Source organism: Streptomyces sp. NPDC005195, assembly GCF_040608315.1.
GTDB classification, from domain to species: Bacteria; Actinomycetota; Actinomycetes; order Streptomycetales; family Streptomycetaceae; genus Streptomyces; species Streptomyces kaempferi.
The window spans coordinates 1-22,703 of record NZ_JBEXHZ010000053.1; the positions used below are offsets into that span (position 1 = coordinate 1).

The window sequence follows — 22,703 nt, forward strand, 5'->3', positions numbered from 1 at the left end:
CGCCGAGCGGGCAACGGCCGAACGAGCGAACCTGAAACCCCGTCAACCCCTCCTGACCAGCTGATCAACACCTCTCGCACAGCGGGGGAACCTCAGGAGAAGGTGACAACGGCCTTCAGCCGGTACAGCTGCATATCCCCCCGGGGTGGATACGCAGAGGCTGTCCCGGAACGAAGAGCTGCGGCCAGGTCGTTCGTCAACAAGAACTCCTTCTGTCATGAGAACGGAAGGTGCATCCGCATGCTTCTCCGCCAAGACCCAGGAGAGCGCCGCGCTGTCTGGCACGCCCTTCCTTGGCCGCGGACCAACGTCGGGCGCCACCGCACGTCTTCCCCGCCGAAACGACTCATGCTCTAAAAAACGACGAAACGCACTGGCTCAGTGAGAACCCGGGCAGCATGATCGAGGTCGGCGAGACGTGCGGCGAGGGTCGCCTCTGCAAGGCGTTGCGGCAGGGCAGCGCTGAACTTGAGACCGTTCAGTGCGCGAGGGTCGACTTCGGGGAGGCAGAGTCGGTCGGCGGCGTCCACACTGGCTTCCTTCCACATCTGCGGGGTGAGGTCGGAGCGCAGCCGCACGTACAGGTCGTTGCCTCGTTGGAGGGGGTCCGCGATGCCGGCGAGGGTGGCCGCCAGGGTGACGTTGGCGCGGTGGCCGGCCCAGGTCCACCACCGCAGGTCCTTGCCCGCGCCGTCGCGGATGATCAGGTTGCCGCCGGGGTGGACTGTCTCTGTGCTCTCCTCACGCAGCTGCGCCAAGGCGCCTTGGGCGCGCTTGGTGAGCGTCACCAGTGGGTCCTCGCCGAGAAGCACCTCGCGGGCGGCGCGGGTCAGGTCGAAGGAGGTCATGGGCAGTCCGCCGCCGTTCCACTTGGCTTTGCCGCCGCCGTCGACGGGTTCCACGAAGCAGCGTTTGCGGTTGAAGTCGATGTAAGTGACCTGCCAGCTGCGTCCGGCGAGGAGCAGGCGTCGCGGTCCGGCGCACTCCTCGGTGAGCAGAGTCGGGTCGGTCTTGCCGATTTCGGTGCGCCCGTTGAGGACGGTGAACTCGGGGGCGGCGGTGAAGACGGCGGTGAGGTTCATGAAGTGCCGGTGGCCGAAGCGGCGTTCGGCCTCGGGGCCGATGAACAGCATGCCGCCGTCCTGATCGAGGTAGCCCTCGCTCACCAGGTGTCGCACGATGGGCTCGGCGCCCGGGCCGAAGGGGGCGAGGCCGCCCCACCACTCCTGCCAGAGTTTGTCGCCGATGCGGTGTTCTTGCAGGCACAGGGCGAGGATCTGCTGGGCGACGATGTGCCGTGGCTCGGGTGGGGGTATGACGGGTTCGACCCAGCCTCGAGACCACAGCAGCAGCAGGGCGGCGGCGCAGAGCAGACCGCCTTCGTCGACCGCCAGGAAGAGGCAGTTGCGGGTGGAGCCGGGGCGTCGTCCGGTGCGTCCGATGCGCTGGAGGAAGGAGGCGACGCTGCTCGGGGCGTCGATCTGGATGACGCGGTCCAAGTCGCCGACGTCGATGCCCAGTTCGAGGGTGCTGGTGGAGACGATGACGCAGTCGCGGGCGTCGGTGAAGGCTTCCTCGGCGCGGCGGCGCTCGTCCACGGACAGGGAGGCGTGGGAGAGGAAGGTGGTGATGCCCTTGGCGCGCAGGCTTTCCCCGAGTTCCTCGACTTGGCGTCGGGATTCGCAGAAGACCAGGCGTTTCTCGCCGCGGTGGAGGGCGGCGATGACGGTGGCGGCGTTGCTGAGCGAGGCGACGTAGTCGAGTTGGACCTCGCCGGGTGGCGGCCCTGCGGGCGCGCCTGGCCCCTTGCCTGAGAGCGTGTCGGGCTGGGCGTGCAGGTGCGGGGCGATGACCTTGGCGGGTCGCCTTCCGGCGGCTGCGCCCTGGAGCCAGTGCAGGAGTTCCTCGGGGTTGCCGACGGTGGCGGACAGCCCCACGCGCTGCACGGGTCGTCCGACAACGCGCTGCAGACGTTCCAGGACGGCGAGGAGGTGCCAGCCGCGGTCGTCGCCGGCGAAGGCGTGGACCTCATCCACCACGATCGTCCGCAGGCCTTGGAAGAACGAGTGGTGGTCCACGTTCACGCTCACCAGCATGGATTCCAGCGACTCCGGCGTGGTCAGCAGAATGTCCGGACGCTGCCGCAGGATGGCCTTGCGCTTTGGCTGGGTGACATCGCCGTGCCACAGGGCGGCGGTGCGGCCGAGCCAGGAGGTGTAGGTCTCCAGCCGCGGCAGCAGGTTGTTGAGCAGCGCCTTGAGCGGACATACGTAGAGGATGGATGTGCCGGTCCAGTTTTCGGCGGCCATCCGGGACAGCAGGGGGAAGGTGGCGGCTTCGGTCTTGCCGCCCGCGGTGGGGGCGAGCAGCACGGTGTCGGTTCCGGACAGCAGCGGGTCGATGGCCTCCTGCTGGAGCGGGCGCAGGGACTTCCAGCCGAGGGTGTTGACGATGTGGTGCAGCAGTACGGTGTCGAGCCGCTGCAGTGGGTCGTCGGAGGCGGTGTCGGTCACGGCATTTCCAGCTCGATGTCGTCGGCGCTCGATGCGGCGGCGTTGCGTTCGACCTCGCTGAGCTCGGTGGCGGAGACGGTGAGGGCATAGTGCCTGCGAGGGTCGAAATCCTCGAACTCGTCGACACGGTCGAGGACGTCGGCTACGAGTTTGCGTAGGAACAGGCGGGGTGCGACGCCGACGTTGCCGCCGAGTCCGCCGGTGACGGCTGTGGCGAGTTGGGCGATGTACTGGTCGTCCACGGCTCGGGCGATCCGCTCGGGGTGGGAGGCCTGTTGTGCGTAGAGGTCGCGGATGGTGCGGCCGAGCTCGCCGAGCCGGGACAGGTCGAAGCCGGGCAGACGCAGCTGTACGGCCCGCGGCGAGTCGAAGCGCGGGTCGGTGGAGAAGTCCGTGGCCAGGCGTTGCGCCAGCGGGGGCAGCCGCTGGATGCCCTGCTGCCCGTCGTAGAAGGCAGGGGTCCCGGTGATGACGAGGAACAGGCCGGGGAAGCGTCCGGCGTCGATCTCGTCCAGGAGCTGCCGTAGCGCGTTGAGGGCTTTTTCTCGCACATCGCTGCGGACCCGCTGCAGTGTCTCGATCTCGTCCAGGACCACGAGCAGTCCTGGCTGGCCGCAGTCGCGAAGGACGGTCAGCAGCCCCTGGAGGAATCCGAGGGCGGCGAAGTGGTCCAGGTCGCCGCGCACGCCAGCGAAGCGGCGGGCTGCGGAGGCGACGGACTTCTGGCCGCCGAGCCAGGCGATCAGCGCTTCGGCGGTGGGCGCGTCGCCTGTGGCGCGGGCCTGGTGGTAGCCGCGCAGGGCGGCCGCGAACGCGGGGGTGGTGCGGGCGACGTCGGCCAGACGATGCTCCATGAGGGCGTCCACGGCGGTGGCAAGCGCGTCGGCGTCGTCCTCGTCGATCTCGCCCGCATCGAGGACTTCTTCTTCGAGGGTGAAGAACCAGGAGTCGATCACCGCACGCAGCGCGCTCGGCGGATGGGTGGCGGTGGTGAGGCGCTCGGTGAGGCGGCGGTAGACGGTCTCCAGCTTGTGCAGGGGCGTCTCGGTCTCCGAGATCTGGATCTCGGCGGTGGCAAGGCCTGCTCGCTTGGCGCGCTCGGCGAGCCAGCGGGCGAAGAAGGTCTTGCCGGAGCCGTACTCGCCGCGGATGGCGTGGAAGGCGGCGCCACCCCGAGCCGCGGTGGCCACGTCGTCGTCCAGGGCTGCCACGAAGCGGTCCAGGCCGACGGCGAACAGGTCGAGGCCCGATTGCGGCACGGTGCCGCGCCGCAAGGCGTCCACGACCTCGCGGCGACGGGCCGCGCTGACGGGCGAGACCGTATTACTCATCTACGCCTTCACCCCGAACTGGTCCTTCAGCAGTGTGATGTCGAGCTTGACCCGCGCGCCCGCGTCGATGAGGCCGAGGACCGGGTAGCCCTCGACGTTGAGGAGTCGCTGCAGTGCCGCGACGAAGAACTCCGCATTGCGCGGGGCTCGTCCGCCGGAGGATGCGGCTGCTGCGCTGACCGCGGCGAGCGAGAGCGTACCGTCCGCCGCGAGGAGAGCGTCGATGACGGCGGCGACGGCTTTCCTCTCAGGGCCCTTGCGGACGAACTGCTTCTGTGCGGCGTACACGCCGGTGTCCACTACCTTCGCGCCGAGACTCAGGGGTGTGGGAGCGTCGTCGAGGCGGGCCGGCTCGGCCGTCTTCCTCGCGGCCGGTCGGGATGCGGGGGCGGGCTGCGGTGCGGCGGTGGCTCCTGTGCGGCTCGCGTCGTGCCACCACGGCGGGGTGACGGCCTCCGGGGAGAGCACCGCCCAGCCGGGTGGCAGGGTTTCCGCTGAGGGCAGCAGCACCAGCACCGGCACGGTCATTTCCGCCAGGGCCGCGCCGCCGTGGTAGCCGGCCTTGCGGGGGGTGTAGCGCTTCTCCTCCCGCCACAGCGCGGTGATGCTGCCGCCGCCCTCCAGCACGCGCGGGCCGGCCAGGTGGACCTCGTCGTCGCCGGGCTGCTCGTTGGGAAGGCCGATGCGCCAACGTGCCGACTCCACGCCCTGCGCGGTCAGCGGCCCTTCGGTGGTGCGGTCCAGGACGTGTCCGTGATCGGCGACCAGCATCACGGGGCGGCCTTGGCCGCGGGCTGCGTCCAGTAGCTCGGACAGGTAGCGGACGCTGCCTACCGTCCAGTCGCCCTTGGAGCTCTCCTGGCCGTGGTCGAGCGCGTCGTCGATGGTGTTGAGGACCACGCCGACGACGCCGTCGCCTGCGATGGCGGTGACGATCTCGGGGGCGAGTCGGTGCCCGGCCGGGCCGGGCAGGTCGGCCTTGTGGAACAGCACTGCCTCGTGCCGCCGCCTGCGCCAAAACGCCGCGAAGCCGTCCTTCTCGACGCTTTGGCCGCCCGTCACCAAGCCGCCGGTGAGCAGTGTGGCGCGGCTGACGGTGGTGATGGAAGGGATCGCGGCGACGGCGGCGGCCCGCCGGCCTGCCTCGGGGGCGGCCTCGGTCCAGCGCGGCGCGCCCAGCTCCTCCCCGAGCTGGGCGGCGACCGCACTGGACATGCCGTCGAGGAGCAGGATCAGCGGGGGCCTTTGTGCAGCGAGGGGTGCGGCGATGTGCCGCAGCACGTCCTCGACGACCACCGCCCCCTCGGGTTGGCTGGTGGTGGCGTGCTGCGTCCAGATGGCCAGCGCCTTGGCGAATTGGCGGTCCAGGTGGTCTCGGCGGGCCCTGGCCGCCTCGTGGACGACCCGGTAGGCCTCGTTGACGTGCGGGTCCATCGCCCCGTCTCCGGCCCACAGCCGGTTCAGGGCGCGGTCGGCCCAGCCCCAGTCGCCGAGGTGAGCCCTGACCGCGGCGCCCACCGCACCGGAGCCGGACGCGAGGGCGGGCTGTGGGGCCGTCAGCCAGCGTTCGAGGCGTACGGCCATCTCGGCGAGTTGCACCTGCTCGGGGAAGAGCAGGTTCGCAAGGTGGTGGCTGCGCACCTGGTGAAGGGCGGCCTCGGCGGCCGTGACGGCCCGCTGGTCGGGGCGCGGCGTGAGGGTGGTGGCCAGTGCCCGCAGCCGGGCGCGGAAGCCGGAGGGGAGGAAGCTGCTGTCGGCGAGGGCCTCGCGCAGACCCGCCCGATCCGCCAGGCGGTCGGCCTGTTCCAGGACCTCCAAAACCCGGGTGCGTGCCTCGGCGCTGCGCGGTCCGCCCGCCGTGGCCTGGGTGATCCATCGGGCGAGGACGCCCTCCACGGCGCGGGTGTAGTGGCGCAGCACGTCCGGTCGGAAGGGGCCGGAGCCGAACAGTGCCCCCACTGCCAGGGCCGCGTCCGCTGTGGTCTTCGGCCCGGTGAGAGCGGCAGAGACGACACCCAGCGCCATCGCATCGTCGCCGCGCCCGTCCTGCACCAGGGCCAGCAGCAGCGGCGCAGAATCGCCCACCGCGCTCTCCAGCCAGTCGATCAGCCCGGCTCGCTCCTCGGGCTGCAGCGTGGCGAAGCGGGCCGGCCCGCCGGGGGTGCGGGACCAGGTGAGCAGAGCCTCCGCATCAAGCGGCACCGCGTCGGTGGACACGCCGTCGCCCAGGCCGATCCGGGCGTGCACGAGAGCGCGCATGGCGGCGTCCAGGGTCAGCACGGAACCTACCGGAGGCCACCCGCCAGGCGGCTCTGCGGCCAGCAATGCGTCGGCGAGCCAGAGTTGACGGCGTATGCGCGGGTCGACGTCGACTGCGCCGAAGCGCTGCTTGACGATCTCGACGCGGTCTACCGTGAGCAGGGAGCGGCCGATGGCCTGCCCGCGCAGGTCCAGCGGCATCGGGCGGGTGTCGGGAGCGTCCGTGGTGACGACGAGGACGTCACCACCGCTGCCGTCGGGGTGCTGGGCGAGGTGGTTTTGCCATGCGTCCACGATGCCGAGCACCGAGGACTGGTGGCTGACGTGGACCCGGCGCTGCTCCGGCTCGCCGTCCTGCGCCAGGTCCTTGACGAGGCGAGTGGTGAACGCGCCGGGTGCGCCCTCGCGGTAGCGGCCGTGCACCAGCACCAGCCGGTGGCCTTTGGCGTGCGGGAGCGCGGTCCACAGGAGTGCTTCGACGGCACGCTGGTCGATCTCGGGGACCGCGGCCCCGGTGGTCGCCTGGGTCATGACGTACCGCCTTCCACTTCCTTCCAGCCGATCTCGATCTCGGTGCCGGGGTTGGCCACGGCATGGGAGCGGATCTGCTGGGTGAGTTCGGCCAGGGCCTGAGCGAGGCCGGATTCGAGGCTGCCGGGGCCGGTCGCGATGACCAGCCGACGGCGCCGGGCGGGGGCAGTTGCGGGCATGGCGGGCGTGAGGGGCGCCGCCTGTGCCTGGGCGGGCAGCGGGGGCTGGCCGTGCTCGGTCAGGCTGACCTGGTCTGCGTCCCTGGGGGCTGGGACGGGAGCTTCTGCGGGTGCCGGTGCGGGCGTCGGTGCGGCGGCTGCGTTGAGCCGCCCGGACTCGCTGATGATGTCCACGGCCCAGCTCTCGGCCCCGTTCAGCACCGGGGCCAGCTCCCGCTCGTGCTCCACGGCTGCGGCCGTCTCTGCGATCTCAGCCAGCAGCCGGTCCGCGCGGTCCGCGAGGCCGTCGCCCCGGCTGGTCAGGCCGCGCACGCTCTGCAGCAGCTGCCACTTGACGCGATCCAGCGCATCCAAGGTCGGCTGCGCCGAGGACATGGTCTTGGCCAGAGCGTCGTCCGCGGTGGTGTAGCTGAGCGCGGACAACTCCCGCACCAACGCGGTCGCGTCCTTGTGCCGGACCAGGCGGGCGATCAGGTCGGCGGCGTCGTGCACCGACATCTCGCGGGCCGTCGGCTCCTGCGTCAGCCCGAGTGCGGTGCGGTGGTTGGCCAGCGAGCGCCGCAGCCCGTTGACCGCGGCCTCCCAGCCCTGCGCCTTGGCCCGGACCTTGGCTGCGAGGTCGTTGACGTTGCGGGCATAGCGCACCCGGGGCACGCTCTGGCCGAACAGCGCGGCTGCGCGCTCGTGCGCGGCGGTGAACTCCTCCTCGCTGGGCAGCTCTTGGGCGCGCAGCGCCCATCCGGTGCCGATGCGGTCCAACTCGGGGGCCGCGGCCGAGGCACCGTTGTAGACCCAGGAACGGTCCGCGACCAGCGCGTACACGGCGATCAGCAGGTTGCTGACCGCCTTGTCCAGGCCGGTCCAGCCCAGCTCGGTGATCCAGCGTCGGATGTCCTCCACCTCGTAGTCGCCACTGACGCCGTGAGCGGTGGCATGCTGCTCGATGCGGCGGCGCCACTCGGTGCCCACATTCAGCGGCCCGTCGTGGACCTCCCCCAACTCCAGTGGGTGCACGATCCGCTTGACCAGCGCCAGCTGCTTGCTGTCCACGACGACACGACGCGACCCGTCCTCCATCGCCCGCGCGATCCACCCGTAGACACTCTTCAGCTCGCCGACCGTGACGGCCTTGCGGGTCTCCTGCGGGTCGAAGTCGGGGTGCTTGGGGTAGTGCGCAGCAAACAGCCCATCAGCGAGCTTGGCCATGTTGTACTCGAAGGGCGCGCCGCCTTGGAGCTGCGGGGTGTGTCCGGGGTAGAGGGAGTAGACGTGCAGGCCGTCCGGTGTCTCCGCGCCGACGTTGGTGTCGTCCAGGTGCGCGATCCCATACAGCTGGCGCAGCACGTCGGTGAGCTGGCTGGTGAGCGTGTCGCGCTGGGCCTCGAGCTGGTGCTTGACCCGGACCTGGTCATCGGAGGGCAGGTGGGCGGCGTAGTTGGCCAGCCGGTCCCGCTCCAGCAGGTACTGGATCTTCAGCAGCCGGCCGAGCTGCGCGGAGCGCTGCGGGGAGAAGAAGAACGGCAGCCAGACGATCGTGGGAGCCTCAAAACCCTCCTGCCTAAGGCGCTGGATACGCGCCGTGTCGTCGCTGGGATGCCCGTCACTCTCATCGAACGGGTAGTCGACGACGAAGCGGACACGGCCCTCGACGCTGGGCGCGAACTGCGTCGTCGGCATGGTCGCCGGTTCCTTGACGTTTTCGAAGACGAACTCGGCGACGCGCTTGGTGCCGCGCCACACCACCTCGTGCTCGCACACGAACGCGCCCGTGTCGCGGACGCCCAGCGCCTCCCACAGCCGCTCCTTGACCCAGATGCGGCGCTGCCCGACGTTGTCCTTCTCGCCGACCGCATCAAGGATCGGCTCGACGTCCAGGTCGGACAGGTGCAGGGTGAACACCGGGTCGGCGTCGTTGCCGTCGCTGCGCAGCTCACCGGGGAACTCCGCCTGCAACTCCCGCAGCCGGCGCACCGCCAGCTCGCCCGGCGTCACCGCACGCGACCGCAGCGAGCCGTGGTTGAGCGCGGCCAGGCGTCCGCCGGTCAGGCGGGCCAGGGCGGGGACCTCCGGAGAGAGGAAGCCCAGCAGGAGGGTCTTCACAAAGCGGTCATCCGCGCGGTAGCCGGGGTCCTCGGTGGAGCCGTACTTCTGCAGGAGGTAGGCCTGGACCTTGGTGTGGAAGCGGATCGCAGCCTCCGACTGGGCGCGCAGCCGGTCGGTGAACGCCTCCCCCATACCGTCTGCCAGCACGTCCCACAGGTCACCCAGGGGTATCAGGTCGCCGAGCTTCATGTCCTCGCGGCGGCGGTAGAGCATCTCCTGGATGAGCTTGAGACCGGTGCGCTCGCGCTGCAGCGCCCCGGACAGGGCGACGAGGGTGTTGAGGAGGACGGGCGAGAGCGGGTAGAGCTCCTTGAAGTCCGCCCAGTCCGCGCGAGTCGCCCCGGCGGCGTCAAGAAGCACCTCGCGGACGGCGGCGTCGGAGGACTCAACGGCGGAAAACGCGGTGCTGAGAGCGGCGCGGGCGGCGTCGTCCTTGGGCTGCAGCACACGTTCCTTGATGATCGCGGGGAGGTTGCGGTCCTCCAGGCTCACCACGTCGAAGCGCCCGGCGAGGTAGCCGACCTGCTGCTCGAGGTTTTTCACATCCGCGCCGACCACATCCGAGCCGACCAGCTGCGACAGGTCACGCTGCCGGGAGATGAACGACACGATCGGGACCGGCCGGTCGGTGTCGCCTGACTCGATCAGCTTGACGAGTTTGCTGACCTCGTCATTGACCATCGCCTTCTCGGTGAGGTGCGCCTGCAGCCACAGGATCAGCTCGTCGAGGAAGAGGACGAGCCCGTCGTAGCCGAGGCTCTGCGCATGCCGGCTGATGACGGCGAGGCCGTTCTCCAGGGGCAGGAACGCGTTCTTGTCACCCTGCGCGCCCCGGGCGTAGGACGCCATGGGGCCGGAGTCCGAGATCAGCGCGGAGATCAGCGCGTCACGCAGTGTGTCACCGGGAGCGGCGGCAAAGGCGGCGTCCAGGCTCGCGGAGGTCCAGCCGGCGGCGGGAGCATCCAGGACGTCGAGGTCCTCCAGGTCCTCTCCGCTGGCCACCGTGCTCTGGGCGGCCGCATTCGGGCCGGACGGGTCGCCGAGCCACTGGATGAACTTCGCGTCATCTGCGAGGAAGACGCGCTGCCGGCGGGCGTCCGCGAGTGCCGCGTCCGCCCGGTAGACAGGCGGCACGGGCGCGCCCGGATGCAGCCGCCGGACGGCCGCGACGTAGCCGCCCAGCAGCGCCGAGTCGAGTGATGCCGCACCGACCAGGTGGTAGGGCACCATCAGGAACCGCTTCTTCGTCCCCTCCTGGGCCAGCCAGTCGGCGTGATCCGCGATGACCACCTGCAGCTTCGGCTTCTCGCGGGCAACGGCCGCGCTGTCGTTGAGGATCGCGTGGAGGACGGTCAGGAAGTGGCTCTTACCGGAACCGAACGAGCCGTGCAGGTAGGCGGCGTGCGAGGTGTCGTCGCGGACCGCCGCCTTGACGATGCCCAACGACTTGCGGAACGCCTGCTCGAGCTGGTCGGTGACCACGTACTCGCGCACGCGCTGCCCGGACTCGCCGAAGCCGCCCGACAACTCGACCTTGAAGTCACCCGCGAGGACGGACTGCGGCAGATTGAGGACGTCCTTGAGGTAGAGGGCGTCACTGGAGGAACTCATGGGCGGTGGTCTCCCTCTTCCCGCTCAGGCCGTCGGGGTGTCGGCGGCGGCAACGGCTTCGGTCTTCTTGGCTGTACGGGGGGTGGCGGTGCCGGCGGCCTTGCGGCCTCGGGTCTTCGGCGCCGGACGCCAGGACGCGAGCTGCTCGGCGGTCAGGCCCCGCTTGGTGCGCTCGGTATCCAGGAACGTGCCGAACTCCTCAGCGGCGTTGCCGCCCCACTCGTGGTCGTCGGTCCCGAACCATTGGCGCACCCACGGCATCAGCTCGGCGAGGCCGGCCAACAGCGGCGTGATCCGGGCGTTGTCCCAACTCAGCTGGGACGTACGGTCCTTGACGAGGTTAACCAGCGCCTGGGCCTGGTCGCGGTGGTCCCAACCGGCCCAGCCGAGCAGGAGGGTGGGGTCGGCGTCAGGGCTGGCATCCGGGTAGGAGACGAACCGCTCCTTGGGGACGTCGAGCTTGCCTCGGTTGGCCCAGTAGGAGGTCTTGGCGAAGTCGACGGAGGCGTACTTCGGCGGGACGGGAATGTTCAGGCGCTCGCCGGTCGCGTCCTCTTCGCGCTGGAGGTCCCAGACCTCCTCCCACTGGGCGCGCTTGCGCAGGCCGGTGTCCTTGTAGCGGAGGGCGGCCAGGTAAGGGACGTGCTCGGCGTCGAGGGCTTCGGCCAGGACGGCTTCGAGCGGCATGTCGCGCTTGCCGAGGTGGTCGGCGGCGTAGAGCGCGGCGACAGCGGACACGTCCGGGTCGAGCTTGGCGAGTTCATCGGCAAGCTGACTGATCGTCAGCGGACGCGGCTGCTCGAAGCCGTCGCGCAACGTGAACCACAGACGCCGGTCCTCGGCCCGGTCGAGCAGCCAGGTACGCAGAGCTTCCTTCTCCCGCTTCTCCCACGGCTCAGACGCCCAGCGGCGCTTACACTCGGGCCGCTCGATCAGCGCGATGTCCTTGCGCTTCTCGATCACGTCGATGCGGTTCTGGACGATGGCGCGATACCAGTCAGGCCAGTGGGACGGGATCTCGGTGATGGGCGTGGACCGGTGGCGACTGAACCACGCCGTTTCCAGCTCCCCGGCAGCGACCTTACGCGCGAGCACGATCTCGAACGCGCGCTCACCGAGCTTCACGGTCGGGAGCGCGTCGAAGTCGGGGGCGGTGAGGCACTGATCGTCGGCCTCGCTCAACTGGACCAGACCGTAAGCACCGTAGACCTCCCAGTCGAGCTCCTCCTGCAGTGCAATCATCCGCTCACGAGTAGCGGCGTTCGCGTCATGGGCGGCATCAAGCGCGCCACGGGTCGGCGTCGCGCCGGAGGCGCAGACAGCAGAAGGCTCGTGCATGGCCAGATCCTGTGCCGCGCTATCGAGAGCACCTCCGAGGGCAAGGGGAAGGTTCGCAGGGAGGGGGAACTCTTGGAGTTTAGTTCCGGTGAATTCGTACCGATCGGACCACGGCTCAGCGCTTACACGCGCACCGTCCTGACCGATGGGATCGCCGCCCTTGGCCTGACACAGCTGCTTCAGCCAGAAGCACGCCGTGGACGAGTTGAGCACCCCCAACAACTCCAGGTGTTGATCCTCCCCCGCCCCCTCCGGCAACTTGATCACCGGCGCGGACTGTTTGAACACCTTCCCGCCCCGGTCCAACACGAAGTTGTTGTGCGTAGCCACAAACGCGAACGCGATCGACCATGCGTGTGCTCCGTCGTCCTTGGGTAGCTGATGCCACTCATACCAAGGGCGCCCGTCTCTGAAGTAAGTGCCCTTAGTGAAAGTTGCTCGGTTACCCAGATCAGTACGAAAGGCCCAGATCCGCTTACCGTGCCCCGGGATGGCGTCCAGATCGATGAGGTTGCGTGACCCGTCATAGGGATGGAACGCGTGGTCGCCCACCTCAACGTCCCAGTCGCGCACCTCGTCCCCGATCGTCAGGGACAGGTGGTAGGCCCCCTCGACATGAGCGCGGTCAAAGACCCGAGATGGTGCAGTCATAACCTCGTCGGAACCCATCACCCCATAGAATCCGACCCGCTTGAGCCGCGGCCTCAGGCGTGAGCGGCCGTCGGTGTCAATGTGATCGAACACGTCACCAGCGCCGCCTCCGCTGAGTGACCAGGGGTGCGCCGCAAAGTGGGTCCGATCAGCGTCCTCCACACTGATCCACTCCGATTCACTGCCCGCCTTGGTCACCTGCTGGACTATCGCCGACCACACAAGCCCAGTAGCAGCGTCCTGCGGCTGGGACGGCTCGCCCCGTACGCCGAGCACCGCGCGCACTGGCTCTGCCTGCCTAGGAATGTGGTTCCGCCCCACCAGGATCACAGTCGGAGTCCCATGCCCCGGGATGTATGCCCCCGACGTGTCGATGATGTGCGTTAGGTGCACACCCACCCGGTCGCTGACGAAGAACTCTTCGATTAGCTTCTTGCCGAATTCCCGCTTCATGAAGGAATTTGCTGTGATCTGCCCGACATACCCTGCCGCCCGATCCGGACCACTCGTTCGGACGGCCAACTGGAACAGCCGCTCGGCGAACGGTACGGACAGAGCGTATTTTCCCGAGCAAGACTTATAGGCCCGGTAGTTCTCGTTTTCCTGCTTGTCCTTGACCGTAATGTATGGCGGGTTACCGACCACGACGTGGTACGTGGAGACCCCCAGCAGGTCGCACCGCTCCGCATACTCCTTGACGTCTTCCGTCTGGTACGCGAACGCCTTGCCGTCCGACAGCAGGTCGCCCTGGATGCCGGCGGCACCCCGCCCGTGCAGCAGCGAATCGCCTGCTGCCACGTTGATCGGAAAGGTGGGAGCCTGGTCGAGTCGCTTCGCGCCGCCTGCCTGCAGCGCGGCGATCAGCAGCCGGAAGCGGGCGATCGACACCGCAAACGGGTTCTTGTCGCAGCCGTGCACGGACTCCGACGTGCGTCGGATCAGCTCCCACGCATCCGTACCCGGCTCGGCGGCCTTCCACTTCGCCAGCAGCCGCTTGAACAGCCCCAGCAGGAAGTGCCCAGATCCGCACGCCGGGTCGATCGTCCGCAGGCCCTTGCGTATCTCACCGTCATCGCCGACGACCGTATCCGGATCAAGCCCGAACTCCCGGACCGCCGGCTCCAGCGTCAGGTCGAGGATGAACTCCTCAACGAACTCAGGCGTCTGCAGCAGCGCGTACGTCTTCCGTGCGTGCTCGCTCAGGTCCTGGTACAGGTCGCCGAGGAACCGGGTGCTCCACCCTTCGTGCTCGATGACGCCGTCGGCCCCCACCACCGGCTCGTCAGTGAAGTCGTGCACGATCTCGCCGTCCGGGCCGCGACGGCGCCAGAACTTCAGCAACGCGCTCGCGGCCTCGTACGACGGTGCCAGCTCCCACAGCGGGTTGTGCGCACGGTCGAACAGTCCGGCCACCGCCGGGTTGGTCGCCGCCAGCGACTCGAATGCGTGCACCAGCCAGTCACGGTCGTTCTTCTCTGGGTTGAGCCGGAAGAACTCCGTGTCGCGGTCCTCCGCGTCCTTCAGACGCTCTTTCGGGCCGGCCAGGAAAGGTTCGGGGATCAGGCGGTTGTCCTCGCAGAAGCGGACGAACACGCATGCCAGCACCCACGCCGCTGCGACCTGCGTGATGCGCTCGTCGCGCCACGCTCCGTACGTCGCCGCGGTGCGTTTGGCCTCGCGTGCGTGCGTGTATTCGGCCTCCAGCTTGGCCTTGTACTCGGCCACGGCCTCGCTTCGTTCGCGAAGGTCGTCCTCCAGCGTCTTCACCTGCTTGCGCAGGTCCTTCAGCAGTTCCGTCTGGTTCACGCCACGCCCGGACACTCGCCCGCCCCTCCCCTATACCGATTGGCTTACCAACCCCAGCGCCGCCTCCCCCCGGAGGCGGCCTTTTTAACCGACCTGCGGTTGCGCCTGCGCGGCCCTCAACTCTTCGAGGAATGAACGCTCCAGCACTACGCGTTCGGCCTCCCCCAGCACTTCCACCGTGCGCCGGTCCAGGTGGGAGACTCCGCGTGGGGATTCCGACGGGCACAGCAGCCACAGCCCGTGCGGGCTCGCCCCGCCCCTGCGTGCGGCGTTCTGCAGGCCGACGAGCGTCTCGCGGCCGCCCGCCTCCCAGTAGCGCCCAAACAGCCCGGCCGTGTGCACGAACAGCACCGCGCCTTGCCGTGCCTGAGCGGTCTCCGCGATCCGCTCGGCGACCCGGGGCCACACCCGCGACACGTACGAACGCAGGCCTGCGGGCAGTTCGCCCGAGCGCGTGTAGGTGGTATCCGCGCCGAGCACCTTCGACCAGTCCGTCCCGCGTTCGCCCGCCAGTGCGCGGAACTCCGTCAGGAACACCTGCGCGAGGTTCACCGGCACCACCGGGAAGGCCCCGGCCACCGCCTCCGCAGCACCCGCCAGGTACTTGAGATGCACGTTGAGGGTCACGAAGCCGCCGCGCTCGACCGCGCCCCGCAACTTCCCCCTCAGCAGCGCGTCGGGGTCGCGGCCGGCGGCTGCCGCGCCCATCGCGGCGTTGCCGGCGGCGGTGACCGTGCCCGTCGACATGCCGCTGCGCAGCTGGGTTCCGTTCACGGAGGGTGCGGGCGGCCGGAAGCAGTGCGCGGCGGTGTCGTACTCCAGTGGGAAGTCGGCCTTTTTGAGGGCGTCCTCGACCGTGATGTGTGTGGGTGCGCCGAAGTCCAGTTCCGGGAAGCGGTAGCGCACCTTGGCGAGCAGGTCGTCGACCGTGATGCCGAGGTCTCGTCGGACCCCTGCCGGGGCTTGGGAGATGCGCAGTGCGCGGTCGAGGCTGAGGTCGCGCGGGTAGAGCTCCAGTCTGGGCGACGCTGCCGCCTTCGTCGCCGCCGCTGCGGCGAGGGCGACGAGACGGGTCTCGGCGAGCGGTGCCATGCCCTCGGGCGTGGGGAGGGCGCGCAGGTCGCGTACGACCGAGGCCCGTCCGGGGAGGGGGTCGGACGCTGCCAGTTCATCGGCCTTCACGCTCAACCTGGCGGCGTAGTCGGCCAGGTCGGGGGCGCTGGGTGCATCCGATCCCGGAAGTGACTCCAGGGCGACGAGTACCCGCTCTCCGCGGCGCAGCACGGCAAGGCGCGGCTGGTGTTCCTCGTCTCGTCCGTCGGGCAGTGCTTCGGCTTCCACGGCGGCACGGACAACGGCGCGGGACTTGGCCAGCGTCCGGACGGGGGTGTCGGCGCCCGCGCCGTGTCGGACGCGCAGTTCGAGGGCGAGTTCCTGGGCGGTCATCACCCGCCCGTCCGCCTCCAGTACGGCGACGAGTTCATTGCGTATGTGCTGCAGCCATCCTGTCTGCGCCCATTCCTTGATGGCGGCGACGTGGTGCCGGGAGACGGTGGGCTGGGCGGTCTTCAGGGCGCCGGCGATGGCGACCTGGGTGGGCCAGGGGGCGAGCTGTCCGTCCCAGGGATCGGGTTCGGTTCCGTCGCCGGGCAGGCCGAGGGTCGCGCGGATGACCTCGGGCTTGTTGGAGTTGGCGCGGGAGGGCCCGGGGGCGAGCAGCGCTGCGAGCTGATCGACGGACCCTCGTGCGGTCAGCTGGTCGATGACTTCCGCATCGGTCTCGGCGGCCGCAGCGGCCCTCTTGCCGGAGGGGTTCGCGGAGTGGACGGCCTTGCCCGCACCTGCCGCCCCCGCTGCGGGCTTGCTGCGCAGCGCCGCCGTCCACTGCTTGTGGCGGCGCTTGAGCTCGTTGCGGATGAGTACACCGGCGCCACGTGCTTGGGAGAAGCGGTGCGGCTGAAGCGCCACCAGCTCGCCGACCGTGCTTGCGCCCAGGTCGGCGGCGACGGAAACGGCCCGCGGGGACAGCCCGGCGGCTATCAGTTCCGTCTTCGTTTCGGCGGCCAGCGCCGCAGTGTCGCGGATCTCCTGGAGGGTCGCGGCGTCGGCGGTGGCTGTGGCGGGGGTGGTGGCGGGCGGGACGGCGTCGGCGCGGGTGAACAGGTCGCGCCAGGCCGCGCTCATCTGCTTGAGCGAGTCGAAGCGGCGGGCGGTGTCGCGGTGCAGAGCGCGGGCGAAGAAGGCGGTCAGGCCCTCGCGCAGGCCTGGTTCGAACAGGTCCTCGGCGAGCGCCGGGTACTGGTCGCTGGTCGTGCGCGGGTCGCCGGTTCCGTCGCCCCAGACCGGGCGCTCGCCGCTGGCCATCTCGTGCAGGGTGACGGCAGCGGCGTAGTGCTCGGCGTAGTCGTCGTACTCGCGGCGGTGTCCGTGGTCGAGGAAGGGGTCCAGGTATCCCTTGGTGCCTGCCCGCAGGTCGCGGTCGGGGACGTCGGCCAGGGAGAAGTCGAACAGCATGAGGTGCTCGCGGCCGTCCGCGCCGTGCTGGACGCCGAGGTTTTCGGGTTTGAGGTCGCGGTGGCGGACGCCCTTGGCAGTGAGTTCCTCCAGTGCCTTGAAGAGGTCTTCGCCGAAGCTCTCCAGGTCGTCGTAGGTCAGGCGGCCCTGGCCGCGCAGTCGCTGGGCGAGGGACTGCTCGCCGGCGTACTCCAGCTCGAGGACGGTGCGTCCGGCCAGGGTGCGCGGACCATCCAGCAGCCGGACGATGCGGCCGCCGCCGACCTGCTTGAGTGCCGCAGCCTCGGCGTGCAGCCGGGAGTCCTTCTCCGCGTCCAGGGCGACTTTGAGGACCCGGGGCTGCGGGAGGCCTGCGCCTGTCTCCGGGTCACCCTCAACGAGCAGGGCGCGGGCCGTGGCGCCGCTGCCCAGGACGCGTACGACGCTCCACTCGGCGTCGAGGGCCTGGCCAGGGGTGGCGGTGAGCGGGTCGGTCTCGGCCGCGGCAGCCTGGGAGTTGACGTCCTGCTCGGCTGCGTCGAGCTGCCTGAGGAAGGCGTCGACGGAATCCAGGCGGTCGGCGGCCTCGGCGCGGGTGGCCTGGTAGACGAGTTCGTCCAGGGAGGCGGCGATGCTGTCGCTGACCGCGTAGGGGTGTAGGCCACCATCGGCGCCCAGACGGGCCATCAGTTCGCTGCGGCGGGCTGCGGGAGCGGTGCCGGTGAGAATGAGATAGGCGACCGTGCCCAGGCCGAAGACGTCCAGCTCGACCGGGTCGGCGTACTCCTCGTCGAATCCGGGGGCGAGGTAGACCTCGGCAGCGTCCTGGATGTGCTCCTCGCCCAGCGGACTATTGCCCAGTGACCTGAGCGAGGTGACCTCGAAGTCGCGGGCAGCGCTCTGCCAGTCGGTGATACGCAAGGTCGGCTGCCCGCCGTCGGGCCGGGCGGAGACGTAGATCGAGCGTGCGGCCAGCGCACGGTGGTAGAGGCTGCGGCGGTGGGCGTAGCGCAACGCGTCCGCGAGCTGGCGGACCATGTTGCGGCGGGTCTCGTCGTTGAGCCGGGCCCCGTGCGCGGCGAGGTAGTCGTCCAGCCGCAGGTCGTCATCGCGGTGGCGGAAGAGGATGGCCGGGCCACCCTGGTGTTCGCGGAAGTCGACGGCCTGAGCGATGCCAGGGTGCGCGATGCCCTGGAGCACCTGGTACTCGCGCAGCGCGGCCCGCTCGGTGGAGCGGCGTGCCGTCTCAGTAGCCTGCAGTTCCACCAGGTAGACACGGACCCGGGCCTCCTCATGGACTAGGCCCTCACGCTTGGCGAGGCGGTCCTCCCAGGTGGCGCCAGCGTCCAGGGGGCGCGGCGCCATGCGCCACTCGCCGAAGTCGAGGTGCGCGGTGGAGGCCCTCACACCGATCTTGCGCATCAGCTCGTCGAGATGGCGGGCGAAGTCTGCGGTGATGCGGTGTTCCTCGCGCTGCGGGGGCGTGCCCAGCAGGCCCTGCCAGATGCCGGGCAGGCCGCTGGCGGTGCCGTCACGCCCGTAGACACGGATGCGCTGGACGTCGTCGAGTTCACTGGCTAGTCCGGGGTCGGACAGGAAGACAGCCGGCTCGACGCGCGGAATACGCAGACGCGGGTAGAGCTTGCGGGCGGCCCACTCCAACTGGCCCTTGAGTTCCTTGGACTTCAGATCCGTCAGGTGCAGCGGATTGGAGATGGTGCGGGTCTTGTCGCCGCCGTGGAAGGACCAGGTACTTCCACTGTTGACCAGGCGCCCGGGGTGCGCCTTCAGCTCAACCAGGTACAGGCCACGAGGCACAGCGATGAACAGGTCGCACTCGTTGACCCGACCGGAGGAGGCTGTGAAGGAGAAGGTCGCCCAAGCGCGATACGGCTCCGTCTGCGGCATGAGCCGCTTGATGTGGTCAAGCGCATCCTGCTCCCAGGGAAACGGAGAGGTACGGGTCTGGTGCCAACGCTGCACCTTGGGCGGGGCGGGCTTGGGTGCCGGCTTCGGATGAGGGGATGCCGACCCGCGGGCTGCCGCCACCGACGTTCACCACGCCTTTCATCGTCCTGTGGGTTCCGCCCTGACACAGGGCATCGTGCTCTTCAAAAAGCCCGCTTGCGAGGGTCCGCACAGACTCGGTTCCGAAGTGAACATCAGACAGTCACCATATCTTCACATGAAGCTGGCTCAGAACACTCTGATCACAGGTCACTTCGATACTCGTCCGGCAGGACGTAAGGGATATCCCCCATGGCAGCCCCCTCTTGGCCCGCACCGGCACGACGCAACACGAAGGAACCGGGTGAGGACACAGATTACCCATGCGCCCTACACATAATCGACATCCGTGCCAGAACTGTGATCTTGCCTGACAGGCAACAAAGGCAACGGCGCGTGCGTCGAAGCCGCTTCCTTCAACTCGAACTACGACAACGCTCGGGCATCCCCAACGCCCTCATCCAGGAGAGCGGATCGCGCCCACCTCTGCCGCCACACACGTCCGGTCACGACTGGGGGACGGCAGTTTCACATCCCCCTGTAACGGCCCGCGTTCACCCCTCGCTCGTCGGTGCTCAGCCCTCCCGCACTGGTGTCCTCCTGCTCGGAGCGACGTACCGAGGTCCGCAGTGGTGCTGTCACGTTGGCTGACCCGGGTGGGATGATCTTCGGGTTAGTCGTGCCGGAGGGGGTTGTCCGTGGGGGCCGCGTCGCTGTCGTACAAGGGGCACCGGTACCCCGTCGAGGTCATCTCGCGCTGCGTGTGGCTGTACTTCCGGTTCCCGCTCAGCTTCCCAGCTGGCCTTTGAGTAGCCCCAGGCGGACGGCTTCCGGACGAGCAGGTACTCACCCGCAGGGCGGCCCGTCACGTCCAGGTCGTCCCACTGGTCCCGGACGGTGTCCGCGAGCCAGGCTGGGGCCGGCTCGGTGGGGTCGAGGGCGGGTAGCTCCTCGTAGCGGGGCGCGGGCAGGAGGGCTCCGCCGCGGCTTCCCGGCCGTACGAGCATGTGCTGTTCCAGGAACGGGCTCGTGATCAGTGAGTGCATGAGGTCTCCCGTCGGGGTGGTCCGCTCCGTTCGGCCGGGGCGGAAAGTGAGGGGCCCGGGCCCCGACCGCCGGTCTCGGTGACGGCCGGGGCCCGTTGTCCCGGACTGCCGTCACTCCCCCACGGGGGGCCAGCCGGGACGTGGTTCCCGCCCCTGGCCGGGGACCAGACAGGGGAGGCTGCGGGTCCGGGCTGGGGACCGGTGCCACGCCCGGCCAAGGGCGGGAGCCAAAACCAGGAAGGTCAGAACAGGGACGTGACCCCCAGTAAAGCTACGAGCACCAAGACAGTGGCGTACGCCGCGGCGGCCCAGACCGCCCTGGGGTGCCGCTGCCGGATAATCCGCCAGGCCTCGCGCCCCGTACGTCCGTCAGCGCGGGCCCGGATGCCGGAGGCGCCGATGCTGATCGCTACAACCTGTACGGGGGTGCGGTTGCCGCCGGAAGGGTGAGATTTCATGAGGGTCCTCGTCGTGGGGAGTGGCGGGCGGGGTGGCTGCTACCTCGTGGCGATGCCGTAGATGAGTGCGGCAAGGAGCGCGGCGACGCAAAGCGTGTAGAGGACCTGGCCGGCCGGGGAAGCTGGGGCGGTATCTGCGCCCCTCTGCGCCATCGGCGTCCGTAGCCGCCCCTCACCGCTGGTCCCGCAGCTCGGCCCACACGCGCTTCCCCCACGGGAGACGGTCCGTGCCCCAGCACCTGGTGAGTGCATCCACGATTCCCATGCCGCGCCCGTGCACGTCATGTGCGTCCGGTGACCGGAGCACAGGCAGGACGCGGCTTCTGTCGATGACGGCCAGGCGCACGGTGCGCTCGTCGACGCGGGTGACGGTTATGCGGATCGCGGCCATTCGAGCGTGGAGGATGGCGTTGGTGGCGAGCTCGGAGATCACGGTTTCCGCGTCCTCGGCGAGCTCGGGCAGATCCCAGTGTTCGAGGATGTCGCGGACGACGTAACGCGCGACGGGAACGGACTTCAGCTCGCGCGGCAGCACCTCACTCATGACCGGTGCGCCGGCGAGGCGGGCTCTGCTCATCAGGCGCCCTCACGCTCGAACTGGGCGCGGTGGCGTGTCTGCCCCATCCGGGACAGCCGGCTGACGATACCCGTAGAGCAGAGGACGGCTGGGCTGTCCATGGCCACCGACCAGTAGGACAGGCCCGGCTGGTGCGTTTTCCGGTGGATAGGTGGCACCCCTAGGAAGGTCCCGGGTGTGAGGCACTCGCTGGCCGGGTCCGTCCACCCGTCGACGGCGCTGGGAGGCACCAGCGCCCAGTACCGCATGAGGCCGCCCGACGCGATGACCGGGCCTCCCTCCAGGGCTTGGGCCAGGAAGGCGTCCGCCTCGGCGGGTTCCGTGCTCCCAGCCGCACTGTGGATGAGGTAGCCGGGGAGGCTGACGGCGGTGAACAGGATGCCGCATCGCAGCAGTGGCATTTCCTCATCCCGCCAGGCCTGACGCGCCTCTTGCGGCTCCGGCGAGGCACAGCACAACCAGTGCTCCACCGCCAGGTCACGGTCTTGCCCGGGGTGGACCATCACCCCGGGGGCCGCTTCCATCGGGGTGCGGGCTTCAGCGTCGGAGCACATGCGGAGAGCCTCCCTACTAGGCTCGTCTGGTGATGACTACGACGGTAGAAACCCTCGCTCAGCTGCTGAAGTGACCAGGAGTACAGGTAGGTTGCCGTCGGTCACCGGGATTGGGGCAGTCATGCGGCCGAGTTCGTCACCCACCCTGACCGGCAGTCAGGGTTCATCCAGTCGCCCCCGTTCGGGCGTCATCTCGGGCTACGTATTTCGCGTGATACGAGAGCAGCAGAGGCGCACTCAGGAAGAGGCGGCCGAGCTCTTAAAAGTCAGCGCGGACACGATCGCCGGCTGGGAAACCGGACGCCGCCCCCTCACCGCTGTACCTACCGGGCAGATGCTCATGCACCGCCACCGGCTCATGCAGATGGGCACCGCGCCCGCTCTCCTTCAAGCCCTTGAGCGCGCCCTGGAAGCGGATGTGCTCCTGGCAAGCGCGTTAGACGACGAGGCCGCAGTCGAGGAGAGCCCGCTCGGGGCCTGGGTGATGCAACGCGACCTGGTCGAGGTGCTGGCCTGGCCCCTCAACGGCGTGGCGCCTCAGCCCGTACGTGAGCTCCCCTCGCCTCCCCGGCCGCGCCGAGGCCCCGCGCCCGCCGGGCCCGAGCTGCCGTCGGGCGACCGGGCCACGTTCTTCCGGCACATGCGCCGTACGGCCGAGCAGGCCCGTGGCCGGCAGCAGTTCCTGCTCCGCCGCCAGGCCCTCTATCTCTCCGGATACGACAACCAGGCCGACACCTCGGAATGGCTCGCCTACCAGCAGAGCCTCGAGCGGCCCCAAGACTGGCTCACCCGCTGGCTCAACGGCCGGTCCGTCGCGGCAGTCGCCGCCCGGCAAGGCGACCGCGACCGCATGAACTACTTCATCGACAACGACCTCACAGGTGACGAGGCGGGCGAGGCCGCGAACCTCAACTACTGGGCGTACTGGCTCGGGGAGACCCCGCACCTGGAGTTGTCCGACGACTTCATCGCGCGCCGCACGCCCGGCCCATGGCCTGGCGAACGGCTCCTCGCGCACCTCGCTGCCGGCCTCGCCTCGCATCACGGGTACGTGGACCTGAACGTCCACAGCGTGTGGTCTCTTCTCCAGATCCGCCCCAACTTGCTGCGATCCGGTGCAGCAGGCCGCGCTCTACGCGACCGCCTCACTGTGATGTTGGATAGCCGGGAGCTGTCGGCGCGCGCTCGCCGGGAGCTGGAGAGCATCCAGTACGCAATCCGCCTCTCCGAGGCGTGAGAGGAGTCC

9 protein-coding genes and 1 pseudogene are annotated in these 22,703 nt (G+C 69.5%); 2 read left to right on the plus strand and 8 right to left on the minus strand.

Annotation, left to right across the window (positions count from 1 at the left end; translation table 11 throughout):
- Positions 1-353: 353 nt before the first annotated feature.
- The 6 genes from ABZV34_RS31340 to pglW all read right to left on the minus strand — a co-directional run bounded on the left by ABZV34_RS31340 (position 354) and on the right by pglW (position 18,864).
- The gene (locus ABZV34_RS31340) at positions 354-2,513 is read right to left on the minus strand and encodes a DEAD/DEAH box helicase (protein WP_356284055.1); all 2,160 of its coding nucleotides are present in this window, start codon (positions 2,511-2,513) and stop codon (positions 354-356) included.
- A complete protein-coding gene (gene brxD / locus ABZV34_RS31345; protein ID WP_356284058.1) occupies positions 2,510-3,844 on the minus strand; it encodes a BREX system ATP-binding protein BrxD in 1,335 nt (444 codons plus the stop codon). The genes ABZV34_RS31340 and brxD overlap by 4 nt, the downstream gene beginning before the upstream one ends.
- The gene (gene pglZ, locus ABZV34_RS31350) at positions 3,845-6,634 is read right to left on the minus strand and encodes a BREX-2 system phosphatase PglZ (protein ID WP_356284061.1); all 2,790 of its coding nucleotides are present in this window, start codon (positions 6,632-6,634) and stop codon (positions 3,845-3,847) included.
- Positions 6,631-10,527, minus strand: coding sequence for a PglY protein (locus ABZV34_RS31355; RefSeq protein WP_356284064.1), 3,897 nt, complete (start codon positions 10,525-10,527; stop codon positions 6,631-6,633). Before ABZV34_RS31355 ends, pglZ begins: the two co-directional genes overlap by 4 nt.
- A gap of 24 nt (positions 10,528-10,551) precedes the next feature.
- Positions 10,552-14,322 (minus strand): BREX-2 system adenine-specific DNA-methyltransferase PglX, encoded by a 3,771-nt coding sequence (pglX, locus tag ABZV34_RS31360; RefSeq protein ID WP_356284067.1) that lies wholly within the window; start codon positions 14,320-14,322, stop codon positions 10,552-10,554.
- A gap of 84 nt (positions 14,323-14,406) precedes the next feature.
- The gene (gene pglW, locus ABZV34_RS31365; RefSeq protein ID WP_356284070.1) at positions 14,407-18,864 is read right to left on the minus strand and encodes a BREX system serine/threonine kinase PglW; all 4,458 of its coding nucleotides are present in this window, start codon (positions 18,862-18,864) and stop codon (positions 14,407-14,409) included.
- Positions 18,865-19,520: 656 nt separating this feature from the next.
- On the opposite strand from pglW, the pseudogene ABZV34_RS31370 reads away from it, so the two are divergent.
- A pseudogene (locus tag ABZV34_RS31370) lies at positions 19,521-19,613 on the plus strand (IS6 family transposase); the annotation flags it as partial.
- Between the two features lie 885 nt (positions 19,614-20,498).
- Here the strand turns inward: ABZV34_RS31370 and ABZV34_RS31375 are convergent.
- Together ABZV34_RS31375 and ABZV34_RS31380 are read right to left on the minus strand one after the other, a co-directional pair.
- The gene (locus ABZV34_RS31375; protein ID WP_356284073.1) at positions 20,499-20,903 is read right to left on the minus strand and encodes an ATP-binding protein; all 405 of its coding nucleotides are present in this window, start codon (positions 20,901-20,903) and stop codon (positions 20,499-20,501) included.
- Complete coding sequence (locus ABZV34_RS31380) at positions 20,903-21,304, minus strand: hypothetical protein (RefSeq protein WP_356284076.1); 402 nt, start codon at positions 21,302-21,304, stop codon at positions 20,903-20,905. The genes ABZV34_RS31375 and ABZV34_RS31380 overlap by 1 nt, the downstream gene beginning before the upstream one ends.
- 262 nt (positions 21,305-21,566) lie before the next feature.
- Here ABZV34_RS31380 and ABZV34_RS31385 point away from each other — a divergent pair, with 262 nt between their 5' ends.
- Complete coding sequence (locus ABZV34_RS31385) at positions 21,567-22,694, plus strand: helix-turn-helix transcriptional regulator (protein ID WP_356284124.1); 1,128 nt, start codon at positions 21,567-21,569, stop codon at positions 22,692-22,694.
- Positions 22,695-22,703: the final 9 nt, after the last annotated feature.

Excerpts from the sequence above, each read along its gene's own strand:
- brxD (WP_356284058.1), bottom strand. The coding sequence starts at position 3,844 with ATGAGTAATACGGTCTCGCCCGTCAGCGCGGCCCGTCGCCGCGAGGTC.
- pglZ (WP_356284061.1), bottom strand. The coding sequence starts at position 6,634 with ATGACCCAGGCGACCACCGGGGCCGCGGTCCCCGAGATCGACCAGCGT.
- ABZV34_RS31355 (WP_356284064.1), bottom strand. The coding sequence starts at position 10,527 with ATGAGTTCCTCCAGTGACGCCCTCTACCTCAAGGACGTCCTCAATCTG.
- ABZV34_RS31375 (WP_356284073.1), bottom strand. The coding sequence starts at position 20,903 with ATGAGCAGAGCCCGCCTCGCCGGCGCACCGGTCATGAGTGAGGTGCTG.
- ABZV34_RS31380 (WP_356284076.1), bottom strand. The coding sequence starts at position 21,304 with ATGCCACTGCTGCGATGCGGCATCCTGTTCACCGCCGTCAGCCTCCCC.